Raw genomic sequence first — 20443 nt, 5'->3', positions numbered from 1 at the left:
TGCGACGCATTCCGTTGGTCAGTTTTTAGCGGTGCCGCAGCCGGTCGCGCAAACGGGTCAGGCCGCCGGGGATCAGGAACACCGCCAGCCCCAGTCCGGTGAGGAAGCCCGCCACATCCGCAACCCAATCCGCCGCCGCGCCAAACAGCGCCCCGAATAGCAGCTGCACCCCCATCAGGAACCCGATCAGCGAAAAGGCCCGGATCTGACGTTCCCCCATGAGGCCCAGTTTCAACCACAGCAGATAGGTATAGGCCCCGATCATCGCGTAAGCCCCTGCATAGGCCCCGATCAGCGGCGTCTGCGTGTCCATCACCAGCGCAAAGACCAAAGCCCCCACCACGGTGCCGCCAAGGAAAATCAACAGCAGCGACAGTTGGTTATAAACCTCGCCTGCCATCTTCCCCAGCGCCAGCAGGATCACACAGCCAAACAGCGCATGGGTAAAGCTGACATGCACAAAGGCGTAGGTGACAAAGCGGATCATCTGATCAAACGGCCACTGGCCGGACATCCGCATCCATTCAAAAATCTCATCCGAGAAGGCATATTGCTGCAATGCCGCCAGCCGCCAGCCCACCGCCTCGGGTCCGCCGATGACACCCCGCGCGCCCATGCTGAAGGCAACCTCGATCCCGATGATGAACAGGAACAACGCCACAATCACCGGCGGCAAAGGGTTCACCGGGTTGCGATCCTCATGCATCTCTTCGTCGTTCATTCTCTGCTCCTGATCAGCCCGCCTTGACGGGGGTTTGGGGCATGGGTAAGCCACCAGAGCAGATAAATCCAGACGGAGAACCACCATGTCGGATGCGGTCCAAACGCAATCCACCCCGAACGCCGGTTTTACCCCCCGAGTGTTTTCGGGCATCCAGCCCTCTGGCGGGCTGACCCTTGGCAATTACCTCGGCGCAATCAAACGGTTTGTGCAGCAGCAGTCCAAGCCGATCGAACAGATCTACTGTGTTGTGGACATGCACGCTATCACCGTCTGGCAAGACCCAGAGGCCCTGCGCCGTCAGACCCGTGAACTGACCGCCGGCTATCTGGCCGCAGGCATCGATCCCTCCAGCTCGATCCTGTTTAACCAGAGCCAGGTCAAAGAGCACGCCGAACTGGGCTGGCTCTTTAACTGCGTCGCCCGGATGGGCTGGATGCAGCGCATGACCCAGTGGAAGGATAAAGCGGGCAAGAACACCCAGAACGCCTCGCTGGGCCTGTTTGCCTACCCGTCGCTGATGGCCGCCGACATTTTGGTCTACCACGCCACCGAAGTGCCGGTGGGTGAGGATCAGAAACAGCACGTTGAACTGACCCGCGATATCGCGACCAAGTTCAACCACGACTACGGCGTGGACTTCTTCCCGATCCCCGAGCCCAAGATCGAGGGCGCGGCCACCCGTGTCATGTCGCTGCGCGATGGCTCCAAGAAGATGTCGAAGTCCGACCCGTCGGACGCCAGCCGCATCAACATGACCGATGACGCCGACACGATCGCCAAAAAGATCCGCAAGGCCAAAACCGACCCCGAGGCGCTGCCCTCCGAGGCCAAAGGTCTGGAAGACCGCCCCGAGGCCCGCAACCTGGTGAACATCTACGCCGGTCTGGCCGATATGTCGGTGGATCAGGTGCTGGCCGAAGCAGGTGGCAAACAGTTCTCGGAGTTCAAACCGCTACTGTCGGAACTGGCCGTCGCCAAACTGTCGCCGATCTCCGGTGAAATGTCCCGCCTGATGCAGGACCCGGCCGAGATCGACCGCATCCTGGGCCAAGGCGCCGACCGCGCCCGCGAAATCGCGGCCCCGGTGCTGACCAAAACCAAAGAGATCATCGGCATGGTCGGCTAAGGCTGACTATGTTCGAGGAAATGAAAAGGGCCCTACGGGGCCCTTTTGTGTATCTAACGGCTTACCTTTTTGAGCCAGCCCAGCGTCACTCAAACACTTTCTTCACAAACTTGGTCTTCAGCCCCATCTGCCCCACCTTGGGAATTTTGCAGTCGATGTCATGATCGCCCTCAACCAGCCGGATGCCGCTGACCTTGGTTCCGACCTTGATAACCATAGACGATCCTTTGACCTTCAGGTCTTTGATCACCGTCACCGTGTCGCCATCCGCCAGTATGTTGCCCACACTGTCGCGATACACCGGCGCACCAGCCTCTGCGGCGTCCATTGACCATTCATGGCCACAGGCCGGACAACTGAGCAAAGCATCCACTTGGTAACAATAGGGCGAGGCACATTCGGGGCACGGTGGCAGGGAATCAATCATCCCTTCCCATACCCTGCCAATCGCTTCACGAACAGGCATGAGCGCCCCCTAGACGCCCAGCTCGTTCCCCCCTAGGTTGCCGCAACGAAACAGCATGATCACGGGGTTCAATCCATGGCGCTCAGCAATACCATCCGCACCTATTTCAAAGGCACTTGGCATCAGGGCGACCTGCCGGTGATGAACGCCGCCGACCACGGGTCCTGGCTGGGCACCACAGTGTTTGACGGCGCGCGTTTTGTGAACGGGCTGACCCCGGATCTCGACAAACACTGCGCCCGCACCAACCGCTCGGCCGAGGCGCTGATGATCAACCCCACGGTCGCCGCCGACGATATGGAGCAGATCGTGTTGGACGGTTTGCGCGGCTTTGAGCCCGGCGCCGCGGTCTATATCCGGCCGATGTACTGGGCCATCCACGGCGACAGCACCGGCATCGTGCCCACACCGGAAGAAACCGGTTTTGCCATCTCGCTGGAACAGATCCCGATGGCCCCCGAAGGCGCCTCGACAACCCTGACCCGCACCCGCTTCCGCCGCCCCGTGTTGGAAAGCGCTGTGGTGGATGCCAAGGCCGGTTGCCTCTACCCCAACAACGCCCGCATGATCGCCGAAGCCAAGTCCAAGGGTTTCGGCAATGCGCTGGTCGCCGATGCCATGGGCAACGTGGCAGAAACCGGTTCGGCCAATGTGTTCATGGTCAAGGATGGGGAGGTCTTCACCCCGATCCCCAATGGCACCTTCCTGGCCGGGATCACCCGTGCGCGCCACATCGACAACCTGCGTGCCGATGGCGTGACGGTGCATGAAACTGTGCTGAGTTTTGAGGATTTCCACGGTGCCGATGAGGTCTTCATGTCCGGCAACATGAACAAGGTCACCCCGGTGACCGCCTTTGACGACACCAGATATGACATCGGCCCAATGACCAAACGGGTGAAAGAGCTTTACTGGGACTGGGCGGCCAGCACACGCTGAACCCACGCTTTCATCTTGTCAGAAATACTCAAAATCCCGCCGTGCCTCCCCCGCGCGGCGGGTTGCCGTTTGTACACCTAAAGCGTCGCCAGAAACCCATCCGCCGCCGCCTCGATCAGTTCGACCACGGCGTCAAATTCACCGGTGTAATAGGGGTCCGGCACATCGCCGATGTCGCGCCCTGCAAAGGGGGCAAACCGTTTCACCGGTGTCAGATTGCCCGGCGGGCGCAGCGCCTCCACATCAGCCTGATTGCGGCCATCCATCACCAGGATCATGTCAAAGCGGTGAAAATCCACCGGATGAAACGGGCGCGAGACCTGTTCGGTGATGTTGTAGCCCTTGCGCAGGGCAGCGTGCTGCATTGGCACATAGGGCGGATCACCCGCATGCCAGTCCGAGGTGCCGGCCGAATCCACCAACAGATGCGGCGCTTTGTGGCGCAGCACCCCCTCGGCCATCGGCGAGCGGCAGATATTTCCAAGGCAGACAAAGAGGATACGTCTGGTCATCACCTTCTCCTTCGGGGCAGAGTGTAGCGGCACGGCAAGCGGCTGCAAGGAGGCCCCTCCCAATGAGAGTGGAAAAGATCGTTGTTCTGACCGGCGCAGGGATCTCCGCCGAAAATGGCCTTGGCACCTTCCGCGACGAAGAAGGGCTCTGGGCGCAGCACCGGATCGAGGATGTCGCCACCCCTGAAGGTTTTGCCGCCAATCCGCAGCTGGTGCATGATTTCTACAACGCCCGCCGCGCACAGGCAGTTGAGGCCAGCCCCAATGCCGCCCATCAGGCGCTGGCGCGTTTGGAAGCCGAATTTTCCGGTGAGGTTCTGATCGTCACCCAGAATGTCGACAACCTGCATGAGGCGGCGGGATCCAAGGCGGTGGTGCATATGCACGGGGCGCTTTCAGGGGCGCTTTGTGCCGCCTGTGACCATCGCTGGCCTGCGCCCTTGGTCATGGCCCCCAACGATCCCTGCCCCGCTTGTAACCAGCCCGCCACGCGGCCCGATATCGTCTGGTTTGGCGAAATGCCCTACGGGATGGAGGCGATCTGGGACCAGCTGCGGGCAGCGGATCTGTTTGTCGCCATCGGCACCTCCGGCAATGTCTACCCCGCCGCCGCCTTTGTGCAGGATGCGGCGCGTTACGGCGCGGATACGGTAGAGCTGAACCTGGAACCCTCCGCCACCATCAGCGATTTCGCGGACGCCCGCTTTGGCAAAGCTTCCGATGTGGTGTCAGCCTGGGTGGAAGAGGTATTGGCGCAATAAAAACGGCCCCGCAGGGCCGCTTTCGATAGCTGATCGTCGTCCTTTAGTGGGACATCTTGTGCGCACCCTCTGCAGGTTTCCGCTTGAGGTCCACCGGCACTTCAACAACCACCTCACCGGCCTTTTCAAAGGTCAGGGTGATCTCGATGACCTTGTCCTGATCGAAGGTTTCGGTCAGCCCCATCATCATCACGTGTTTGCCGCCCCGTTGCAGCATCAGCATTTCACCGGCGGCAACCGTAAAGCCTTCGGGCACATGCATCATCTGCATGACACCTTCCCCCATATCTTTGTGGGTGTGCAGCTCAACCCGTTTGGCGACACCGGCAGAGGCATTGATCAAGCGGTCGTCCTGATCGGAATGGTTCATGATCATCATAAAGGCCGCACCGGTCTTGGCGAAGGGCGTGGCCGCGCGCGCATAGGCGTCTTTGACCATGATGCCTTCGGCAACGGCAGGCAGGGCGGAAACAGCAGCGATGGCCGCCGCAAGGAAGGTGGTTTTGATCGACATATTCATTTGTCCTGTAGTCTGTCTGATAGGGTCACCCCGCCGGTTCACAGGCGCGGTGGTTTTGTGTGATCAGATCAAACGACGGGGGGCCCTCTGGCGCTGGCTGGTACCGCCTCTCCGGTCGTGAAGACCACACCTGGATCGATTCGCATCGCCACGCCCCGTCCCAGAGGACGCAAATTTGGAACGAAGCTATGGGTCAGAACGGCAGGCGACCCTGCCGCCGCGCAATCCGGGCAATAATGAGGGGCGTCAACGGGCTGGCCGTCAGAGTCGACATAGACGGTTACGGATCCGCTGCCGATACAGAGCACCATTTCGCCCGACGGCAATTCCATACCGCGCGCCACGGCCATGGTCTGCGAAGTCAGAACCATCACCAGCGTCAGCAGGGCTGCCAGATATGAGCGCAAAGGTGCCATAAGGCCTCTTACACCCTCTCCGATAGAAGGAAAAGGCGGCAAAAGGAAACAGCCCCACTCCGGCAGGAGTGAGGCTGTAAATCCGTGAAGGATCCGGAAGAGATTAGGCGGAGGCTTGTGCCTTCGCGATCTGCTTCTTGATCTTCAGCGCGTTGTCCGACAGCTCAACGTCTTTGGCTTTCGCCAGGAACGCGTCCAGACCACCGCGGTGGTCAACCGAGCGCAGAGCTGCAGCCGAAATGCGCAGTTTGAAACCGCGGCCCAGGGCCTCGGACTGCAGGGTAACGTCGTTCAGGTTCGGCAGGAAACGGCGTTTGGTTTTGTTGTTGGCGTGGCTGACATTGTTGCCAGTCATCGGGCCTTTACCGGTCAGTTCGCAACGGCGCGACATGGGTCTATCCTCGTCTCTTCGCGGGGCGCTAGAAGACCCCTTCAACATAAAAGGGAACCGCTAGTAGCGGTGCCCAGAATTCCGTTCGGCGTCATTAGGCGGAATCAGTAGGGAGGTCAAGGGCCAGATCCGACGCCTTGCCTGATTCCTTCCCGCTTTCGCCGCCATCTCCGGTTTCACCTGCGTCCAGCCCGCCAATGAAACCACCTGACTGCCGCGCCCAGAGGCCTGCATAGACCCCGCCAAGCGCCAACAACTCATCATGGCTGCCATCCTCGATCACACGGCCCTCATCCATCACCACAATGCGGTCCATCTGTGCGATGGTGGACAGGCGGTGGGCAATGGCGATCACCGTCTTGCCCTCCATCAACCCAAAGAGCGTATCCTGAATGGCGGCCTCGACCTCGCTGTCCAGCGCCGAGGTGGCCTCGTCCAGCACCAGAATGGGGGCGTCTTTCAGGATCACCCGTGCAATCGCCACCCGCTGACGCTGCCCGCCCGAAAGTTTCACCCCCCGTTCACCGACATGGGCGTTGTAGCCCATCCGGCCTTTGGGATCTTCCAGCGTCTGAATGAACGCATGCGCTTCGGCCCGTGCAGCGGCGGCCATCATCTCGGCCTCGGTGGCGTTCTGACGGCCATAAAGGATGTTGGCGCGGATCGAACGGTGCAGCAGGGAATTGTCCTGGCTGACCATTCCGATCTGTTGCCGCAGTGAGGTCTGTTTGACCGTGCGGATGTCCTGACCGTCGATCAGGATCTGCCCTTTCTCGGCATCACGGAACCGCAACAGCAAGTTCACCAGCGAGGATTTCCCCGCCCCCGACCGGCCAACCAGACCAACCTTCTGCCCCGGTGCAATCGACAGGCTGACGTGATCCAATCCGCCACGACCTTTGCCATAGTGGTGGCTGACATCACGGAACTCGATCCCGGCCCTGTCGACGGCCAGCGTCGGCGCCGCCTCCACGTCGGTCACATCATGCGGCACCGCCACACTTTCCAAACCTTCGCGGATCACACCCGCATGTTCGAACAGGCGCACCGTCACCCACATGATCCAACCGGACATGCCATTTAGACGAATGGTCAGCGCCGAAGCTGCCGCAACCTCACCCACCGAGATCACCCCGTTGGACCAAAGCCAGACGGCAGGGCTCATCATGCTGAGGATCAGCACCCCGTTGATCACATTCAGGCCAAAGCTCAGCTCGGTCATCAACCGCAGGAAACGCTGGAATCGCAACCGCAGACGGCGCATGGCCGACAGAACATAACGTTCTTCGGCGCCTTCATCGGCAAACAGCTTGATGGTTTCAATGTTGGAATAGGCGTCCACCACCCGCGCCGTCACCATCGAGCGCGCGCCCGACCACTTCTCAGACGCATGGGCAACCCGCACGGCGATATAGCGGACGTAGATCACATAGATCACCACCCAGACCAGCAGCGGCACCGCCAGCAACGGATGCACCCCCGACAGGATCAGCGCCGCCGACACCACATAGGTCAGCGAATACCAGATGCCCTCAAAAGCCATATAGGTGGCATCCTCCACCGCGCCGCCCATCTGCATCACCCGGTTCGATAGCCGCCCGGCAAAATCATTCTGGAAGAAGCTGGTGGACTGCCCCAGCAGATGTTTATGCGCCCGCCAGCGCACCTGTTCCTGCATATTGCCCGCAAGGAGCTGTTCCAGAAACAGGTGGTTAATGGCAATGAACAGGGGCCGGATCATCAGGATGAACAGGCCAGCAAGGATCAGCTCGGAGCCGTGATTTTCAAACAGCTGGTCAGGCGTATTGCCGCCCAGCAGGTCGATCAACCGGCCCGAGTAAAAGATCAGCCCGGTCTCGACCAGCGCCACAAGGACACCGGTGATTGCCATCGCAACCATCCATTTCTGGAACGGACCAAACTGCGTTTTCAAATAAGCCCAAAGCGTCTTGGGCGGTGTGGCCTCATCGAAAGAGGCAAAAGGATCAACAAGGTTTTCGAAAAGTCGGAACATGACGGGACCTACGGGGGCTAAAACGTCACAGAGTCCAGGGACCAAAACAGGTTTTAAGGGGCTGCGTGACGGGACTGATTGTCAGAAAAAACGGGCAAAGATGTATGCGAAGATACGGTGCGGCGGCTTTCGGTAGCCGACACAAAGGAACCGGCTACCTTAGGAAAAGGTGTGTGGGATTCCTTGATACATCTATATGCCTCCGTCAGTTGGTGGGGAATTGCTAGCGCAACCCTTGGCCTCTGTCACGCAGTTTTTTGGTCGCACAACAAGAAAAGGCGGGGTGACATTCAGACTGAAGTTGTCTTCTTGTCCCCTTGCAAACAACAGATGTGGCGTCTCAGCGTTTGGACAGGTTCTGCAACATCCGCTGCGCTGCTGCCGTGGGGCTGGCGGCCCCATTGGCGACATCCATGCCCAGCTGATCCATCGCGGCGCGGGCAGTGGGGGATTGCAACTGCGCCAGCAATACTTGCTTCACCTCTTCTTCAAACCAGAACCGCGATTGCGCAGCGCGACGGCCTTCGAAATGCCCGTTCTCCCGTCGCCAATCGGTCAGGGCACACATTTCCTCCCAGGCTTTGGTCAGCCCATCCTCCTCCAGCGCCGAAACGGTCATCGCCTTGGGGAACCCGTCTGGGTCCTGCGGCCGTTTGCGCAACAGGCGCAGGGCACCGGAATAGTCAGCGCAGGTGCGGGTTGCCGTGGCTTTCAGATCGCCATCGGCCTTGTTTACAAGGATGATATCGGCCATTTCCATGATACCGCGTTTCACCCCCTGCAACTCATCACCGCCCGCGGGGGCCAGCAGCAGGATGAACAGGTCCGACATTTCCGCCACAACGGTTTCCGACTGGCCCACGCCCACGGTCTCAATCAGGATGACGTCAAACCCAGCCCCTTCACAAAGCGCTACCGCCTCGCGGGTGCGCCGCGCCACACCACCAAGGTGGGTCTGGCTGGGCGAAGGCCGGATAAAGGCGTTGGGATTGCGGCTGAGCCGCTCCATCCGGGTTTTGTCACCAAGGATCGAGCCGCCAGAACGCGCCGAACTGGGATCCACCGCCAGCACCGCCACCCGCAAACCCTGTTCGGTCAGTAAGGTGCCAAAGCTTTCGATAAAGGTGGATTTCCCCACCCCCGGCGTGCCCGACAGGCCAATGCGCACCGCCTGATACGGGGCTTTGCGGCGAATTTCCTCAACCAACGCGGCGGCTTGCGCACGGTGATCTTCGCGGCTGCTTTCCACCAGGGTGATGGCGCGAGCCAAGGCCCGACGGTCCTGTGCCACAACCTTGTCGCTCAAGCCCTGAATATCCATACCGCCCCCTGCTGCGCCGCTTCCTTGCCGCGTTTCTGCCAAGGCGGGACGTCGCTGTCCAGTGCTGGAGCCCGCCTGCGGCTTTACCCCGCGCCCGCCATGACGGATAAGCAGGGCATGTCCCAATTGACCCAACTGCCGATCCACGACGCCCTGCCCGATCTGATCTCTGCGCTGAAGGCGCGAGGGCGTGCGGTGTTGCAGGCGCCGCCCGGCGCGGGGAAAACCACTGTGGTGCCGCTGGCCATGCTTGAGGCGGGGCTGACCGAAGGCCGCATCCTGATGCTGGAACCGCGCCGCCTGGCGGCACGCGCCGCGGCAGAACGCATGGCGCAGACCTTGGGCGAACCGCTAGGCCAGACCGTGGGTTACCGCATTCGTGGTGAAAGCAAACGCTCAGCCGCCACCCGGATTGAAGTGGTGACCGAGGGCATCCTGACCCGGATGATCCAGTCTGACCCTGAACTCACGGGCATCGGCGCGGTGATCTTTGACGAGTTTCACGAACGCTCCCTCACCGCCGATCTGGGCCTGGCTCTGTGTCTGGAGATTGCCGAGGCGCTGCGCGATGACCTGATCCTGTTGGCAATGTCAGCCACTTTGGACGCAGAACCGGTGGCGGGGATCATGGGCGACGTGCCGGTGATAACCTCCGAAGGGCGGGCCTATCCGGTGGATCTGAAATGGCTCGACCGGCCCTTGCCGCCAAAACATCGCCTGCCGGAAGAGGTCGCCAAGTTGGTCACCCATGCGGTTGCTGACCGCGATGGCGGAGTGTTGGTTTTCCTGCCCGGCGAAGGCGAGATCCGCCGCACCGAGGCACTGCTTAAGGATCGGCTGCCGTCGGACTGTTCACTGCATATGTTGTTTGGCGCCATGGAGTTTGCCAAGCAACGCGCCGCGATTGAGCCTTCGAAACAGGGCCGCAAGGTGGTGCTGGCGACCTCCATCGCGGAAACCTCGCTGACCATTCAGGATGTGCGGGTCGTGGTGGATGCGGGCCGCGCGCGTCGCGCCCGATTTGATCCCGGATCAGGCATGTCGCGCCTGGTGACGGAAAAGGTGACCAAGGCCGAGGCGACCCAGCGTGCCGGGCGCGCAGGCCGTGTGGCCGAGGGCACCTGTTACCGGCTGTGGACCAAGGGGGAAGAAGGCGGGCTGCAACCCTTCCCACCGGCTGAGATTGACACCGCAGACCTTTCGGGGCTCGCGATGGAACTGGCGCTTTGGGGGGCGGGGCCTGGTGACCTGGCCTTCCTGACGCCGCCCAATGCGGGCACTTATGCCGAGGCGCAGGCGCTGTTGCGGATGCTGGGCGCGTTGGATGCGGCGGGCCGGATCACTGAACACGGCCGCCGCATTGCCGCCCTACCGCTGCATCCGCGACTGGCCCATATGCTAACCGTTGCAGGCCCTGAGGCCGCGCCTCTGGCGGCCCTTCTGGCCGATCGCGATCCCTTGGCGCGGTCCGCACCGGCGGATCTGGCGCTGCGCATGGCAGCGGTGCGTGATTTCCGCAACTACAGTGATCGCCATCCCCATGCCGCCAATCGCGGCGCGGTCGAACGGATCAAACAAGAGGCCAAGCGGCTGGCCCGTCAGGCTGGCAAATCAGATGGCGGCTATTCCGACGCAGAACTGGCCGCAGTGGCCTACCCCGACCGCATTGGCTTGCGCCGCAAAGGGGATGCCGCCCGTTTTGTCCTATCGGGGGGCAAAGGTGCGGTGATGGAGGATCACGACCCATTGGCCGGCTGCCGTTTGATCGTGGCCACCGATCTGGACGGCAACCCGCGGGAAGCCAAGATCCGGCAGGCGATCCAGATCTCCGAGGCTGAGGTGCGCAGCCTTTATGCCGACCAGATCAGCTGGGTCGACAGCTGCGCATGGTCAAAACGCGAACGTCGGGTGATTGCCCGGCGGCAAGAGCGGTTCGGCACCGTGGCGCTGGATGACCGCATCTGGAAAGACGCCTCAAGCGATGCCGTGGCCGAGGCGATGCTGGACGGGGTGCGCGATCTGGGGCTGCGCCCTTCGGACGCCGCGAAACGGTTTATCGCCCGGGTGATGCTGGTGCGGGATGCGCTGCCGGACCTGCCAGACCTGTCCGAAGGCGCTCTGATGGACGGGATCGAGGACTGGCTGTTGCCCCATCTGGGCGGGGTGAAAAACGCCGACCAGTGGAAGAAGTTCGACATCCTCAATGCGCTGCGGGCCATGTTGGACTGGAACCAGATGCAGGCACTCGATAAGGCCGCACCCGCGCATTTCACTACACCGCTGGGACGGCAGATCCCGATTGATTATTCCGGCGAAATGCCAGAGATCAGCCTGCGCCTGCAGGAAATGTTCGGCCAGACAACCCACCCGATGGTCGGCCGTACACCGTTGCGGGTCACGCTTTTGTCACCAGCGCAGCGTCCGGTGCAGACCACAACGGACATCCCCGGTTTCTGGGCCAGTTCCTATGCAGATGTGCGCAAAGACATGCGCGGGCGTTACCCGCGCCACCCTTGGCCGGAAGATCCAACCGAGGCCGACCCAACCCTCAGGGCCAAGCGTCGCGGAACTTGAACAGCTGTGCAACAAAATGATGTGCGCGCGGCACACTTTTGCCAATCGTCACAATTTCTATATAAAGAAGGCATAAGAAACGACGAGCAGCCCTAGTTCATGCAGAAGACCGTGCGTAAAGCCTGGAACGAGTACATCCAACCGCTTCTATATCGCCCCCCGCTGGTGCAGGTGGCGGCGCTCTGCGTGCGCGGCAAAGGCAAGGACAAAGAGGTCTTGCTGATCACCTCACGCGGCACCGGACGCTGGATTATCCCCAAGGGCTGGCCGATGACCGGCAAGTCAGATGCCGAAGCCGCAACCCAGGAAGCCTGGGAAGAGGCAGGCGTGCGCGCAACCAAAACGTCGCCCATGCCAATCGGCAGCTATCGTTACGCGAAAAACGGCCCCGGCGGCATCGTCACCCCGATGGAGGCGCAGGTCTATATGGTCAAAGTAGACAAACTGGCCCGGAAATTTCCCGAAGCCACTGAACGCAAACGGAAATGGTTCCCTCCCAAAGAGGCCGCCCAGAAGGTGGATGAAATGGCGCTGAAAGACCTGCTGCTGTCTCTGTAACAGTTTTTCAAAGATTTTATGACGAATCCCTTGCGTCGTGAACGCTCGGGATCTACCCCCTCGACAACGTCACCAAGGGGGCTGTCATGGCCAATAACTCTCCCAATACACCTGAAGGCAAAAACTGGCGCACGCTCGACAAAGATCTCGGGCGGATCACCCAGTTTGAACACGCATCCGCCTATGTCTCGCGCCCGTTTGTGGCACCAGGCATTGCACTGATTTTCATTATCCTCGCCGGTCTTGGCGCCGCCATCTTCTTTGGTGGCAGTTCTGGCACGATGATCGTGGTCGCGGCCGCGATTTTTGGCGCCTATATGGCGATCAACATCGGTGCCAACGATGTGGCCAACAACATGGGCCCCGCCGTGGGTGCCAACGCCCTGACAATGGGTGGCGCGATCCTGATCGCCGCCATTTTCGAAAGTGCTGGCGCATTGCTGGCGGGCGGCGATGTTGTTTCGACCATCTCCAAAGGCATCATTGATCCCGCAGGCATCGCGGACCAGAACGTCTTTATCTGGGCAATGATGGCGGCGCTGGTCTCCTCTGCGCTCTGGGTGAACCTGGCCACCTGGGTCGGCGCCCCGGTTTCGACTACCCACTCGGTTGTGGGCGGCGTAATGGGCGCTGGGATCGCTGCCGCCGGTATGGCTGCGGTGAACTGGCCAACAATGGGCAAGATCGCTGCCAGCTGGGTCATCTCTCCGGTTCTGGGCGGCGTCATCGCCGCACTGTTCCTGGCCTTCATCAAGGCCCGGATCATGTATCAAGAAGACAAGATCGCCGCCGCCCGTCGCTGGGTGCCGTTGCTGATCGCGATCATGGCGGCTGCCTTTGCGGCTTACCTGTCGCTCAAGGGCTTGAAGAAGATCATCAAGATCGACATCACCACCGCCCTGTTGATCGGCGTCGCCTTTGGCGCCATCACCTATTTTGTCTCCAAACCGATGATCGCCAAACAGTCCGAAGGGCTGGAAAACCGCAACAAGTCTCTGAAGGTGCTCTTTGCAATGCCTTTGGTGTTCTCGGCCGCAATGCTGTCGTTTGCACATGGGGCCAACGACGTAGCCAACGCGGTGGGTCCGCTGGCCGCGATTGTCCACGCGACCGAGTTTGGCGACGCCGCCACCAAAGTGTCGATCCCGACCTGGGTCATGGTCATTGGCGCCTTCGGCATTTCGTTTGGTCTGTTCCTCTTCGGCCCCAAGCTGATCCGGATGGTTGGCAGCCAGATCACCAAGCTGAACCCGATGCGCGCCTACTGTGTGGCACTGTCGGCGGCAATCACAGTGATTGTGGCCAGCTGGCTGGGCCTGCCTGTCAGTTCGACCCATATTGCTGTGGGTGGCATCTTCGGCGTTGGGTTTTACCGCGAATGGCATATGGACCGCCGCCGCCGCAAGAACCTTTCGGCCAAGGCGATCAAACCGGTCACCGCAGAGGAGCGCCGCCGCCGCAAACTGGTGCGCCGCTCGCATTTTATGACGATTGTAGCCGCCTGGGTCATTACGGTGCCGGCTGCGGCTGTGCTTTCGGCGACGATCTTCTCGCTGCTGAACGCCGTCGCAGGCTAAGCCCCGATCATATCGAAACGCAAAAGGCGGCCCTCGCGGGTCGCCTTTTCTTTTGCGCAGCCCCCAAGAGTCGCGGCGCTCTTTCAATGATCTGAAAATACTCAATCAAAACCGGCACCAAAGAAAAACGCCCCACCCGCTAGGGTGAGGCGTCTTCACAATTCACATGAACCGCGCGATTAGCGGCGGCGGTCACGGCGCGAGGACATCGGCTGGAACGCCACGCCAACATGCGCTTCGCAATAGGGTTTGCCCGACTGCACCGGCAGACCGCAGAACCAGAAGTCTTCGGTTGCCGGATCCCCGACCGGCCATTTGCAGGTGCGTTCGGTCAGTTCCAGAAGGCCCAGTTTCTTGGACTTCTTTTCGACCTCATTCACCTTTGCCAGGGCTTCGGGGCTGATTTCATTGGCCGAGGGCTGCGGTGGCAGCGGCTGGCCGGCAGGAATGATCGCCTTACGTGCCGCGCTCATAGCCGGGCGTGGCGCGGGTACGGGGGCCGGTTCCGGCGCGGGGGCCGCAGCCTCTTTTGGCTTGGGCTTGGGGGCCGCTTCCTTCTTGGGCGCAGCTTTGGCCTTGGCCTCGGTCTTGGAGGCATCAGAGGCGCCCCCACCGGTCGAGCGGTTCGACAGGCCCAGACGGTGTACCTTGCCGATCACGGCATTACGGGTCACGCCGCCCAGCTCTTTGGCGATCTGGCTGGCCGATTGCCCTTCGCCCCACATTTTTTTGAGAAGTTCGACGCGTTCGTCGGTCCAGGACATGCCGGTTTCCTTCGCTAAAAAGCGGCCCCGAGGAATCGAGCCGCCCTGAAATTCTTGATCAGCCCCTATTCTATCCAACAAGGCCTGAGTTACAAGGCGTCGAATCAGTCACGCCTCAAGAGGTGCGGCAATAGCACAGGTGCAGCACAAAGGGACCCTCTGATGCAGATGAATCACGAGATGGGCAAGGAAATGGGCGACCGCCGTTTTGGCCGGATGAACTGGCTGGGGCTCAAAACGCTGAGCCAGCGCGAGATCATGCGCTTCCTTGTGGTCTGGACCCAGACCCTGCTGGCACCGCTGACCACCGCGGCGCTGTTTCTGATGATTTTTACTGTCGCGATTGGCAAAACCCGCGGCGACGTGATGGGCGTGCCTTTCACCCATTTCATTGCGCCTGGCATTTTGATGATGACGGTGATCCAGAACGCCTTTGCCAACACGTCGTCCTCGATCGTGATCTCCAAGGTGCAGGGCAATATCGTCGACACGCTGATGCCGCCGCTGTCACCGCTGGAGCTGGTGCTGGGCTATCTGGCAGGCGCCGTGGCGCGTGGGGTGATTGTGGCCCTGCTGCTGTCCGCGGGTCTTGCGCTGTTTCTGGGCATCACGCCCGCACACCCGCTGCTGGCGCTGGCCTTTGTGGTGCTGGGCGCGGCGTTTCTGGGGGCTGTGGGCATGGTTGCCGGGATCTACTCCAACAAGTTTGACCAGATGGCCGCCATCACCAACTTCATCGTGACGCCCTTGGCCTTTCTGTCGGGCACCTTCTATTCGGTGCAGGCGCTGCCGCCGATGATCGCCGAGATGACCCGCTTTAACCCGATCTTCTATCTGATCGACGGGGTACGGTTTGGCGTCTTGGGTGTTTCCGACAGTGCGCCGATGCTGGCGCTGACGATCTCAGCGCTGGTGACGCTTGCGGTCTCAACCCTTGCCTGGGCGCTGTTCCGCAGTGGCTACCGGCTGAAAAGCTGACGCCTACGCTCTGGCCTTCTGGCGCTTGGCAAGCCCTGCCTCGCGCCAGGCCAACAGCGCTGCGCCGCTGATAATGATGCCCGCGCCAAGATAGGACACAAGGTCCGGCACCTGCGCAAATACCGCCCAGTCATAAAAGGTGGCAAAGACCAGCGTGGCATAGGAAAACGGCACCACAAAGCTGGCCTCGGCGCGCGCCACGGCGTTGATAAAACAGGCCTGAGCCAGCGCCATACAGACGCCGAGGCTGGCCAGCACCGCTACCTGGGCCGCATTGGGCATCTGCCAGACCGCCATCACCGCAGCAGAGGCAATGCACACCCCGATGCCGTTGTTGATAAGCAGAACCTGGAACGGTTTCTCACGTCCCGAAAGTTTCTTGATGAAGATCACCTCCATCCCCATCAACACGGCCGCCCCAAGCGCCAGCAGCGCCGCTGGCTGAAAGCTTTCGGGCGTGGGGCGCAGCAGGATCAAGGCGCCAACAAAGGCCACCGCAGCCGCGCTCCAGCGCACGGGCCCAACCCGTTCGCCCAGAAAGGGGATGGCCAGCATCATGGCAAAGACGGGGTTAAGAAAACTGATCGCAGTGGCGTCACTGAGCGGGATAAACGCCGCCGCTGCAAACATGCAGCTGACCCCACCCCAGCCAAACAATGTCCGGCCAAAGTGCAACCGCCACGCGGGCTGCGTGAGCTTCAGCCGCACCACCGCAGAGGCCACCGCGTAGAACACAAAGGCAAAGACAAACCGCCCGTGGCTGATCTGTAAAGGATGCAAAGGGTCCCCTAGCGCTGCCGTGCCCAGCGCCTTGGCCATCAGCGTAGTGCCCGCAATGAAGGCGGTCGCCGAAAGCATCAGAACAACGGCAAGTCGGGGATTGGGAGGCGTTTGTGTCATCTTCCCTTGCTGTCGATCTCTCGGCGCTATTGCAAGGGCAAATCACTTCGGTCACAGTTGGGGCAGCCCAGCAATAGGTTGTATCTTTATGCGCATTCTTCTCGCCTGCCTTATCCTCCTTTCGGCCCAGCCTGTTGCCGCTTGTGTTGGCCTGAACCTCGACAATGAATTTGGTGCGGATCTGCCAACAGGTTCGGAGATTCGCGCCGCTTATAACCAAAACATCGCCCCGCAACCGGCGCTGCCCACGCAGATCGCAGAGGTCTTTGTCAACGCTGTTGATCCCGAATTCGATCAATTTGGCCTGCGTTATACCGAACTGTCCAAACGCGCCGCCCAATGGATCACCCCCTGCGGCCTGACCAAAGCGCAACAGCTTGGCCTCTCTGGCCATCTTGCCGACACGCTGAGCCGGGAAGAGGTGGTGAAACTCTACCTGGAGAAACTCTATTTCGGCCGTGGCTGCAGAGGTGTGGCGCAGGCCGCCCGGGCCTACTTTCGCCAACCGCCAGAGCAGCTGACCATCGCGCAGACGGCGCTGCTGGCCGCAATTGCGCAGGCACCGCATCGCAATGACCCGGTGGCGCACCCGCAAAACGCCAAGCGGCAACGCGACGCGATTCTCACCCATCTTCATGACCAAGGTCTCCTGTCGCCGCAGGACCATCGACCCGCGCTGAACACGCCCTTGATGATTGCAGAGCCCCTCTCCAACTGCCCGATCCCCGATGATGTGACAAAAGACACAGTTTCAGGCACCGATTTGTAAAACCCGCGCCAATTCCGCGCATTTTGCCAAGTTGGACAAAAAAACCTTTGCATTTTGAAATTCGCTGCGTATGCAAGCGCCATGTTCAAACGACGCCATATCCTGACCAGCCGACGCCGACGCCGTAGCGCCTGACGTCCGTTTGTTGATGTGCACCGTAATTCTACCGGAATTCCCCCGCACATCCCCTGTTTGAACCGCTGTTATCGCAGCACTCCCACCCGAGTTATTGACACCCCTGCCCTGTAATGCATCTTCGGGGCTTCCCAAGAAACAAGGATGATCCAATCATGATCGCTTCCGTCTTGCCGACCTATTCCCGTGCCCCTCTGACCTTTGTCAAAGGTGAAGGCTCCTGGCTGATCGAGGCGGATGGCCGACGTTTCCTGGATCTGGGCGCAGGCATCGCGGTGGAACGCCCTTGGCCACGCCCATCCGGCCTTGGTTGAGGTGCTGAGCACGCAGGCCGAGACCCTCTGGCATGTCTCCAACCTCTACAACATTCCGCAGCAGCAGACGCTGGCCGACCAGCTGGTCGAACACAGCTTTGCTGACACCGTATTCTTCACCAACTCCGGCACCGAAAGCTGTGAGCTGGCGGTGAAGATGGCGCGGAAATACTGGTTTGAAAAAGATCAGCCCGAGAAGGTTGAGATCCTGACCTTTGAAGGCTCCTTCCATGGCCGTTCCTCCGCCGGCATTGCGGCCGCCGGATCCGAGAAAATGACCAAAGGCTTCGGCCCCATCCTGGGCGGGTTCAAATCCCTGCCCTGGGGCGATCTGGAAGCTGTGAAGGCAGCCATCACCGATCAAACCGCCGCCATCCTGGTGGAGCCTGTGCAGGGCGAAGGTGGCATTCGCCCACTGGCGGACGCCGACCTGAAGGCCCTGCGTCAGATTGCCGATGACAACAACCTGCTGCTGATCCTTGATGAGGTGCAATGTGGCGTTGGGCGGACCGGCAAGCTGTTTGCCCATGAATGGGCGGGCATCGCCCCCGACATCATGATGGTGGCCAAAGGCATCGGCGGCGGCTTTCCACTGGGCGCCGTACTGGCCAGCGAAGAGGCTGCCAGCGGCATGACCGCGGGCACCCACGGCTCGACCTATGGCGGCAACCCGCTGGCCTGCGCCGTCGGCAGCAAGGTGATCGAGATTGTCGCCGAGCCCACTTTCCTCGACGGTGTGCGCGCCAAGGCAGGCCTGTTGCGGCAAAAGCTGGAAGGGCTGGTGGCCGACAACCCCGAAGTCTTCGAAGAGGTGCGCGGCACCGGCCTGATGCTGGGCTTGAAATGCAAGGCAACCAATCTGGATCTGGTCAATGCGGGCTACGCGCAAGAGCTCATCACGGTCCCCGCCGCCGACAATGTGATCCGGCTGCTGCCGCCCCTAACCCTCTCGGAGGAAGAGGTAGACACCGCCATCGCCCGCCTCGACGCCGCCGCCAAAAGCCTCGGCTAAGTTCTTCTTGGAATGAAATATCCCGGGGAGTCGCGCAACGCGCGACGGGGCAGCGCCCCTCCCCCCTCACGAAAGCAGATGACATGAACCATTTTCTCGACATCAACAAAACCTCCCCCGAAGACCTGCGCGCGATGATCGACTCGGCGCGCTCCATCAAAGAGGCGCGCAACGGCAAGCCGAAAGGCACTGCGGACGCAGACCGGCCGCTGGACGGTCACATGGTGGCGCTGATTTTCGAAAAACCCTCGACCCGGACCCGTGTCAGCTTTGACGTTGGCGTGCGCCAGATGGGCGGGCAGACCATGGTGCTGTCGGGCGCGGATATGCAGCTGGGCCACGGCGAAACCATCGCCGACACCGCCCGTGTGCTGAGCCGTTATGTTGATCTGATCATGATCCGCACCTTCGAAGAGCAGACCCTGCTGGACATGGCGGAATATGCCTCGGTGCCGGTGATCAACGGGCTGACCGACCGCACCCACCCCTGTCAGATCATGGCCGATATCCTGACCTACGAAGAGCATCGCGGCCCGATCAAAGGCAAGAAGGTGGTCTGGTGTGGCGACGGCAACAACGTCTTTGCCTCTTTCGCCCATGCGGCGGGGCAGTTCGGCTTTGATCTGACCTTTGCGGGCCCTGAACCGCTGGACCCGGAAATGGTCTTTGTTGACGAGGCCCGCGCCAAAGGCTCCAACGTGGAGATTGTGCGTGATCCGGTGGCCGCTGTGGCCGGTGCGGATCTGGTGGTGACCGACACCTGGGTCAGTATGCATGATCCGCAGTCCGCTCGTGAACGGCGTCACAACCAGCTGCGGCCCTATCAGGTCAACGAAGAGCTGATGCGCCATGCCAACCCGGATGCGCTGTTCATGCATTGCCTGCCCGCGCACCGCGATGATGAGGCCACCAGCGCCGTGATGGACGGGCCGCATTCGGTGATCTTTGACGAGGCCGAAAACCGCCTGCATGCACAAAAGGCCGTTATGCGCTGGTGCCTGGGCAAGTAGCGGCGCGTGTGATGCTGCGCTAGTGGGTCTGATAAAGGGAGGGGCTTTGCCCCTCTGGGGTCCTTATAGAGGCCCCCATTCACCCCAGGATATTTGTCCCAAGAAGAAACGCCTTCGGCAGGAAATGGCCGGAGGCCTTTTACCTTCTGGGAAGTCGCATTGGGGCTGGATAGTCTGGCGCCAGTTGGAGGTTTTCCGTGATGCGTTATTCCCGCCGTTTCTTTGTTTTATCTGGCTTGATGCTGGCCGCCTGTGGCCGCCGCAGCGCGCCGCCGGCCGATGAGCTGCCGCTTTATCCCAATGAAACGCCTCAGCTGCGGGTGCTGATCAACAAATATGCCGATCTCTATCAGGTGCCACGGTCGCTGGTGCATCGGGTGGTGCAGCGCGAAAGCACCTACCGGCCTGAGGCGCGCAATGGCCCCTATTGGGGATTGATGCAGATCCTGCCGCAAACCGCGCGCACGATGGGGTTTCGCGGCCAGCCCAGCGATTTGCTGGATGCGGAGACCAACCTGACCTACGCGGTGAAATACCTGCGCGGGGCCTGGTTGGTGTCTGATGGGGACGAGCAGAAAGCCGTCATGTGGTATGCGCGCGGCTATTATTATGAGGCCAAGCGGCGTGGGTTGCTGTATGAAACGGGGCTGCGCAGCTAGGCG

Annotated in this window: 20 protein-coding genes and 1 pseudogene; 11 read left to right on the top strand and 10 right to left on the bottom strand. The window is 61.0% G+C overall.

Translation table 11 applies throughout. The features are described from left to right. Window positions 1–25: 25 nt before the first annotated feature. A complete protein-coding gene (locus SIC14_RS08655) occupies window positions 26–721 on the bottom strand; it encodes a rhomboid family intramembrane serine protease (RefSeq protein WP_412565422.1) in 696 nt (231 codons plus the stop codon). Window positions 722–806: 85 nt separating this feature from the next. Here SIC14_RS08655 and trpS point away from each other — a divergent pair, with 85 nt between their 5' ends. Then, window positions 807–1850, top strand: coding sequence for a tryptophan--tRNA ligase (trpS, locus tag SIC14_RS08650; RefSeq protein WP_412565421.1), 1044 nt, complete (start codon window positions 807–809; stop codon window positions 1848–1850). Between the two features lie 85 nt (window positions 1851–1935). Here the strand turns inward: trpS and SIC14_RS08645 are convergent, their stop codons facing one another. After that, complete coding sequence (locus SIC14_RS08645) at window positions 1936–2277, bottom strand: zinc ribbon domain-containing protein YjdM (RefSeq protein WP_412565845.1); 342 nt, start codon at window positions 2275–2277, stop codon at window positions 1936–1938. Between the two features lie 114 nt (window positions 2278–2391). On the opposite strand from SIC14_RS08645, the gene SIC14_RS08640 reads away from it, so the two are divergent. Further along, entirely contained in the window at window positions 2392–3255 is an 864-nt protein-coding gene (locus tag SIC14_RS08640) for a branched-chain amino acid aminotransferase (protein ID WP_412565420.1), read from the top strand. Window positions 3256–3332: 77 nt separating this feature from the next. Here SIC14_RS08640 and SIC14_RS08635 read toward each other — a convergent pair whose 3' ends face one another. After that, window positions 3333–3767, bottom strand: a complete 435-nt coding sequence (locus tag SIC14_RS08635; RefSeq protein ID WP_412565419.1) for a low molecular weight protein-tyrosine-phosphatase — start codon at window positions 3765–3767, stop codon at window positions 3333–3335. Between the two features lie 68 nt (window positions 3768–3835). Between SIC14_RS08635 and SIC14_RS08630 the strand changes: the two genes are divergently transcribed. After that, window positions 3836–4528 carry an NAD-dependent deacylase gene (locus tag SIC14_RS08630; RefSeq protein ID WP_412565844.1) on the top strand — a complete coding sequence of 231 codons (693 nt, stop codon included), beginning with the start codon at window positions 3836–3838 and terminating at the stop codon, window positions 4526–4528. Window positions 4529–4571: 43 nt separating this feature from the next. On the opposite strand, the gene SIC14_RS08625 is transcribed toward SIC14_RS08630, so the two are convergent. The 5 genes from SIC14_RS08625 to meaB form a co-directional block, all read right to left on the bottom strand. Beyond that, complete coding sequence (locus tag SIC14_RS08625) at window positions 4572–5042, bottom strand: copper chaperone PCu(A)C (RefSeq protein ID WP_412565418.1); 471 nt, start codon at window positions 5040–5042, stop codon at window positions 4572–4574. Between the two features lie 74 nt (window positions 5043–5116). Then, on the bottom strand, window positions 5117–5464 hold the full coding sequence (locus SIC14_RS08620; RefSeq protein ID WP_412565417.1) for a hypothetical protein: 348 nt from the start codon (window positions 5462–5464) through the stop codon (window positions 5117–5119). A 103-nt stretch (window positions 5465–5567) separates the two neighbouring features. Continuing rightward, window positions 5568–5855: a 50S ribosomal protein L28 gene (gene rpmB / locus SIC14_RS08615; RefSeq protein ID WP_412565416.1), complete on the bottom strand. Its 288-nt coding sequence runs from the start codon at window positions 5853–5855 to the stop codon at window positions 5568–5570. A gap of 94 nt (window positions 5856–5949) precedes the next feature. Beyond that, on the bottom strand, window positions 5950–7869 hold the full coding sequence (locus SIC14_RS08610) for an ABC transporter ATP-binding protein (protein ID WP_412565415.1): 1920 nt from the start codon (window positions 7867–7869) through the stop codon (window positions 5950–5952). Between the two features lie 340 nt (window positions 7870–8209). Continuing rightward, window positions 8210–9190, bottom strand: a complete 981-nt coding sequence (meaB, locus tag SIC14_RS08605) for a methylmalonyl Co-A mutase-associated GTPase MeaB (RefSeq protein ID WP_412565414.1) — start codon at window positions 9188–9190, stop codon at window positions 8210–8212. Between the two features lie 117 nt (window positions 9191–9307). Here meaB and hrpB point away from each other — a divergent pair, with 117 nt between their 5' ends. The 3 genes from hrpB to SIC14_RS08590 all read left to right on the top strand — a co-directional run bounded on the left by hrpB (window position 9308) and on the right by SIC14_RS08590 (window position 13899). Next, window positions 9308–11764: an ATP-dependent helicase HrpB gene (gene hrpB, locus SIC14_RS08600; protein WP_412565413.1), complete on the top strand. Its 2457-nt coding sequence runs from the start codon at window positions 9308–9310 to the stop codon at window positions 11762–11764. Between the two features lie 99 nt (window positions 11765–11863). Further along, the gene (locus SIC14_RS08595) at window positions 11864–12322 is read left to right on the top strand and encodes an NUDIX hydrolase (RefSeq protein WP_412565412.1); all 459 of its coding nucleotides are present in this window, start codon (window positions 11864–11866) and stop codon (window positions 12320–12322) included. An 86-nt stretch (window positions 12323–12408) separates the two neighbouring features. Beyond that, window positions 12409–13899, top strand: coding sequence for an inorganic phosphate transporter (locus SIC14_RS08590; protein ID WP_412565411.1), 1491 nt, complete (start codon window positions 12409–12411; stop codon window positions 13897–13899). 179 nt (window positions 13900–14078) lie between these two features. On the opposite strand, the gene SIC14_RS08585 is transcribed toward SIC14_RS08590, so the two are convergent. Next, on the bottom strand, window positions 14079–14663 hold the full coding sequence (locus tag SIC14_RS08585) for a GcrA family cell cycle regulator (protein WP_412565410.1): 585 nt from the start codon (window positions 14661–14663) through the stop codon (window positions 14079–14081). 162 nt (window positions 14664–14825) lie between these two features. Here SIC14_RS08585 and SIC14_RS08580 point away from each other — a divergent pair, with 162 nt between their 5' ends. Beyond that, on the top strand, window positions 14826–15641 hold the full coding sequence (locus SIC14_RS08580; protein ID WP_412565409.1) for an ABC transporter permease: 816 nt from the start codon (window positions 14826–14828) through the stop codon (window positions 15639–15641). A gap of 3 nt (window positions 15642–15644) precedes the next feature. Here SIC14_RS08580 and SIC14_RS08575 read toward each other — a convergent pair whose 3' ends face one another. Next, complete coding sequence (locus SIC14_RS08575; protein ID WP_412565408.1) at window positions 15645–16541, bottom strand: DMT family transporter; 897 nt, start codon at window positions 16539–16541, stop codon at window positions 15645–15647. Window positions 16542–16629: 88 nt separating this feature from the next. Between SIC14_RS08575 and SIC14_RS08570 the strand changes: the two genes are divergently transcribed. The 4 genes and pseudogenes from SIC14_RS08570 (at window position 16630) to SIC14_RS08555 (ending at window position 20440) form a co-directional block, all read left to right on the top strand. Then, entirely contained in the window at window positions 16630–17310 is a 681-nt protein-coding gene (locus tag SIC14_RS08570) for a transglycosylase domain-containing protein (RefSeq protein ID WP_412565407.1), read from the top strand. A gap of 290 nt (window positions 17311–17600) precedes the next feature. Continuing rightward, window positions 17601–18771, top strand: a pseudogene (locus tag SIC14_RS08565) (aspartate aminotransferase family protein). 83 nt (window positions 18772–18854) lie between these two features. Continuing rightward, window positions 18855–19781 carry an ornithine carbamoyltransferase gene (argF, locus tag SIC14_RS08560; protein ID WP_412565406.1) on the top strand — a complete coding sequence of 309 codons (927 nt, stop codon included), beginning with the start codon at window positions 18855–18857 and terminating at the stop codon, window positions 19779–19781. 200 nt (window positions 19782–19981) lie between these two features. Further along, on the top strand, window positions 19982–20440 hold the full coding sequence (locus SIC14_RS08555) for a transglycosylase SLT domain-containing protein (protein WP_412565405.1): 459 nt from the start codon (window positions 19982–19984) through the stop codon (window positions 20438–20440). Window positions 20441–20443: the final 3 nt, after the last annotated feature.

This window comes from Thalassobius sp. MITS945101 (assembly GCF_047123305.1).
Lineage (GTDB): Bacteria > Pseudomonadota > Alphaproteobacteria > Rhodobacterales > Rhodobacteraceae > Thalassobius.
The sequence above is the reverse complement of the archived record's forward strand: the minus strand, read 5'-3'. Positions and strand labels throughout refer to the sequence as shown.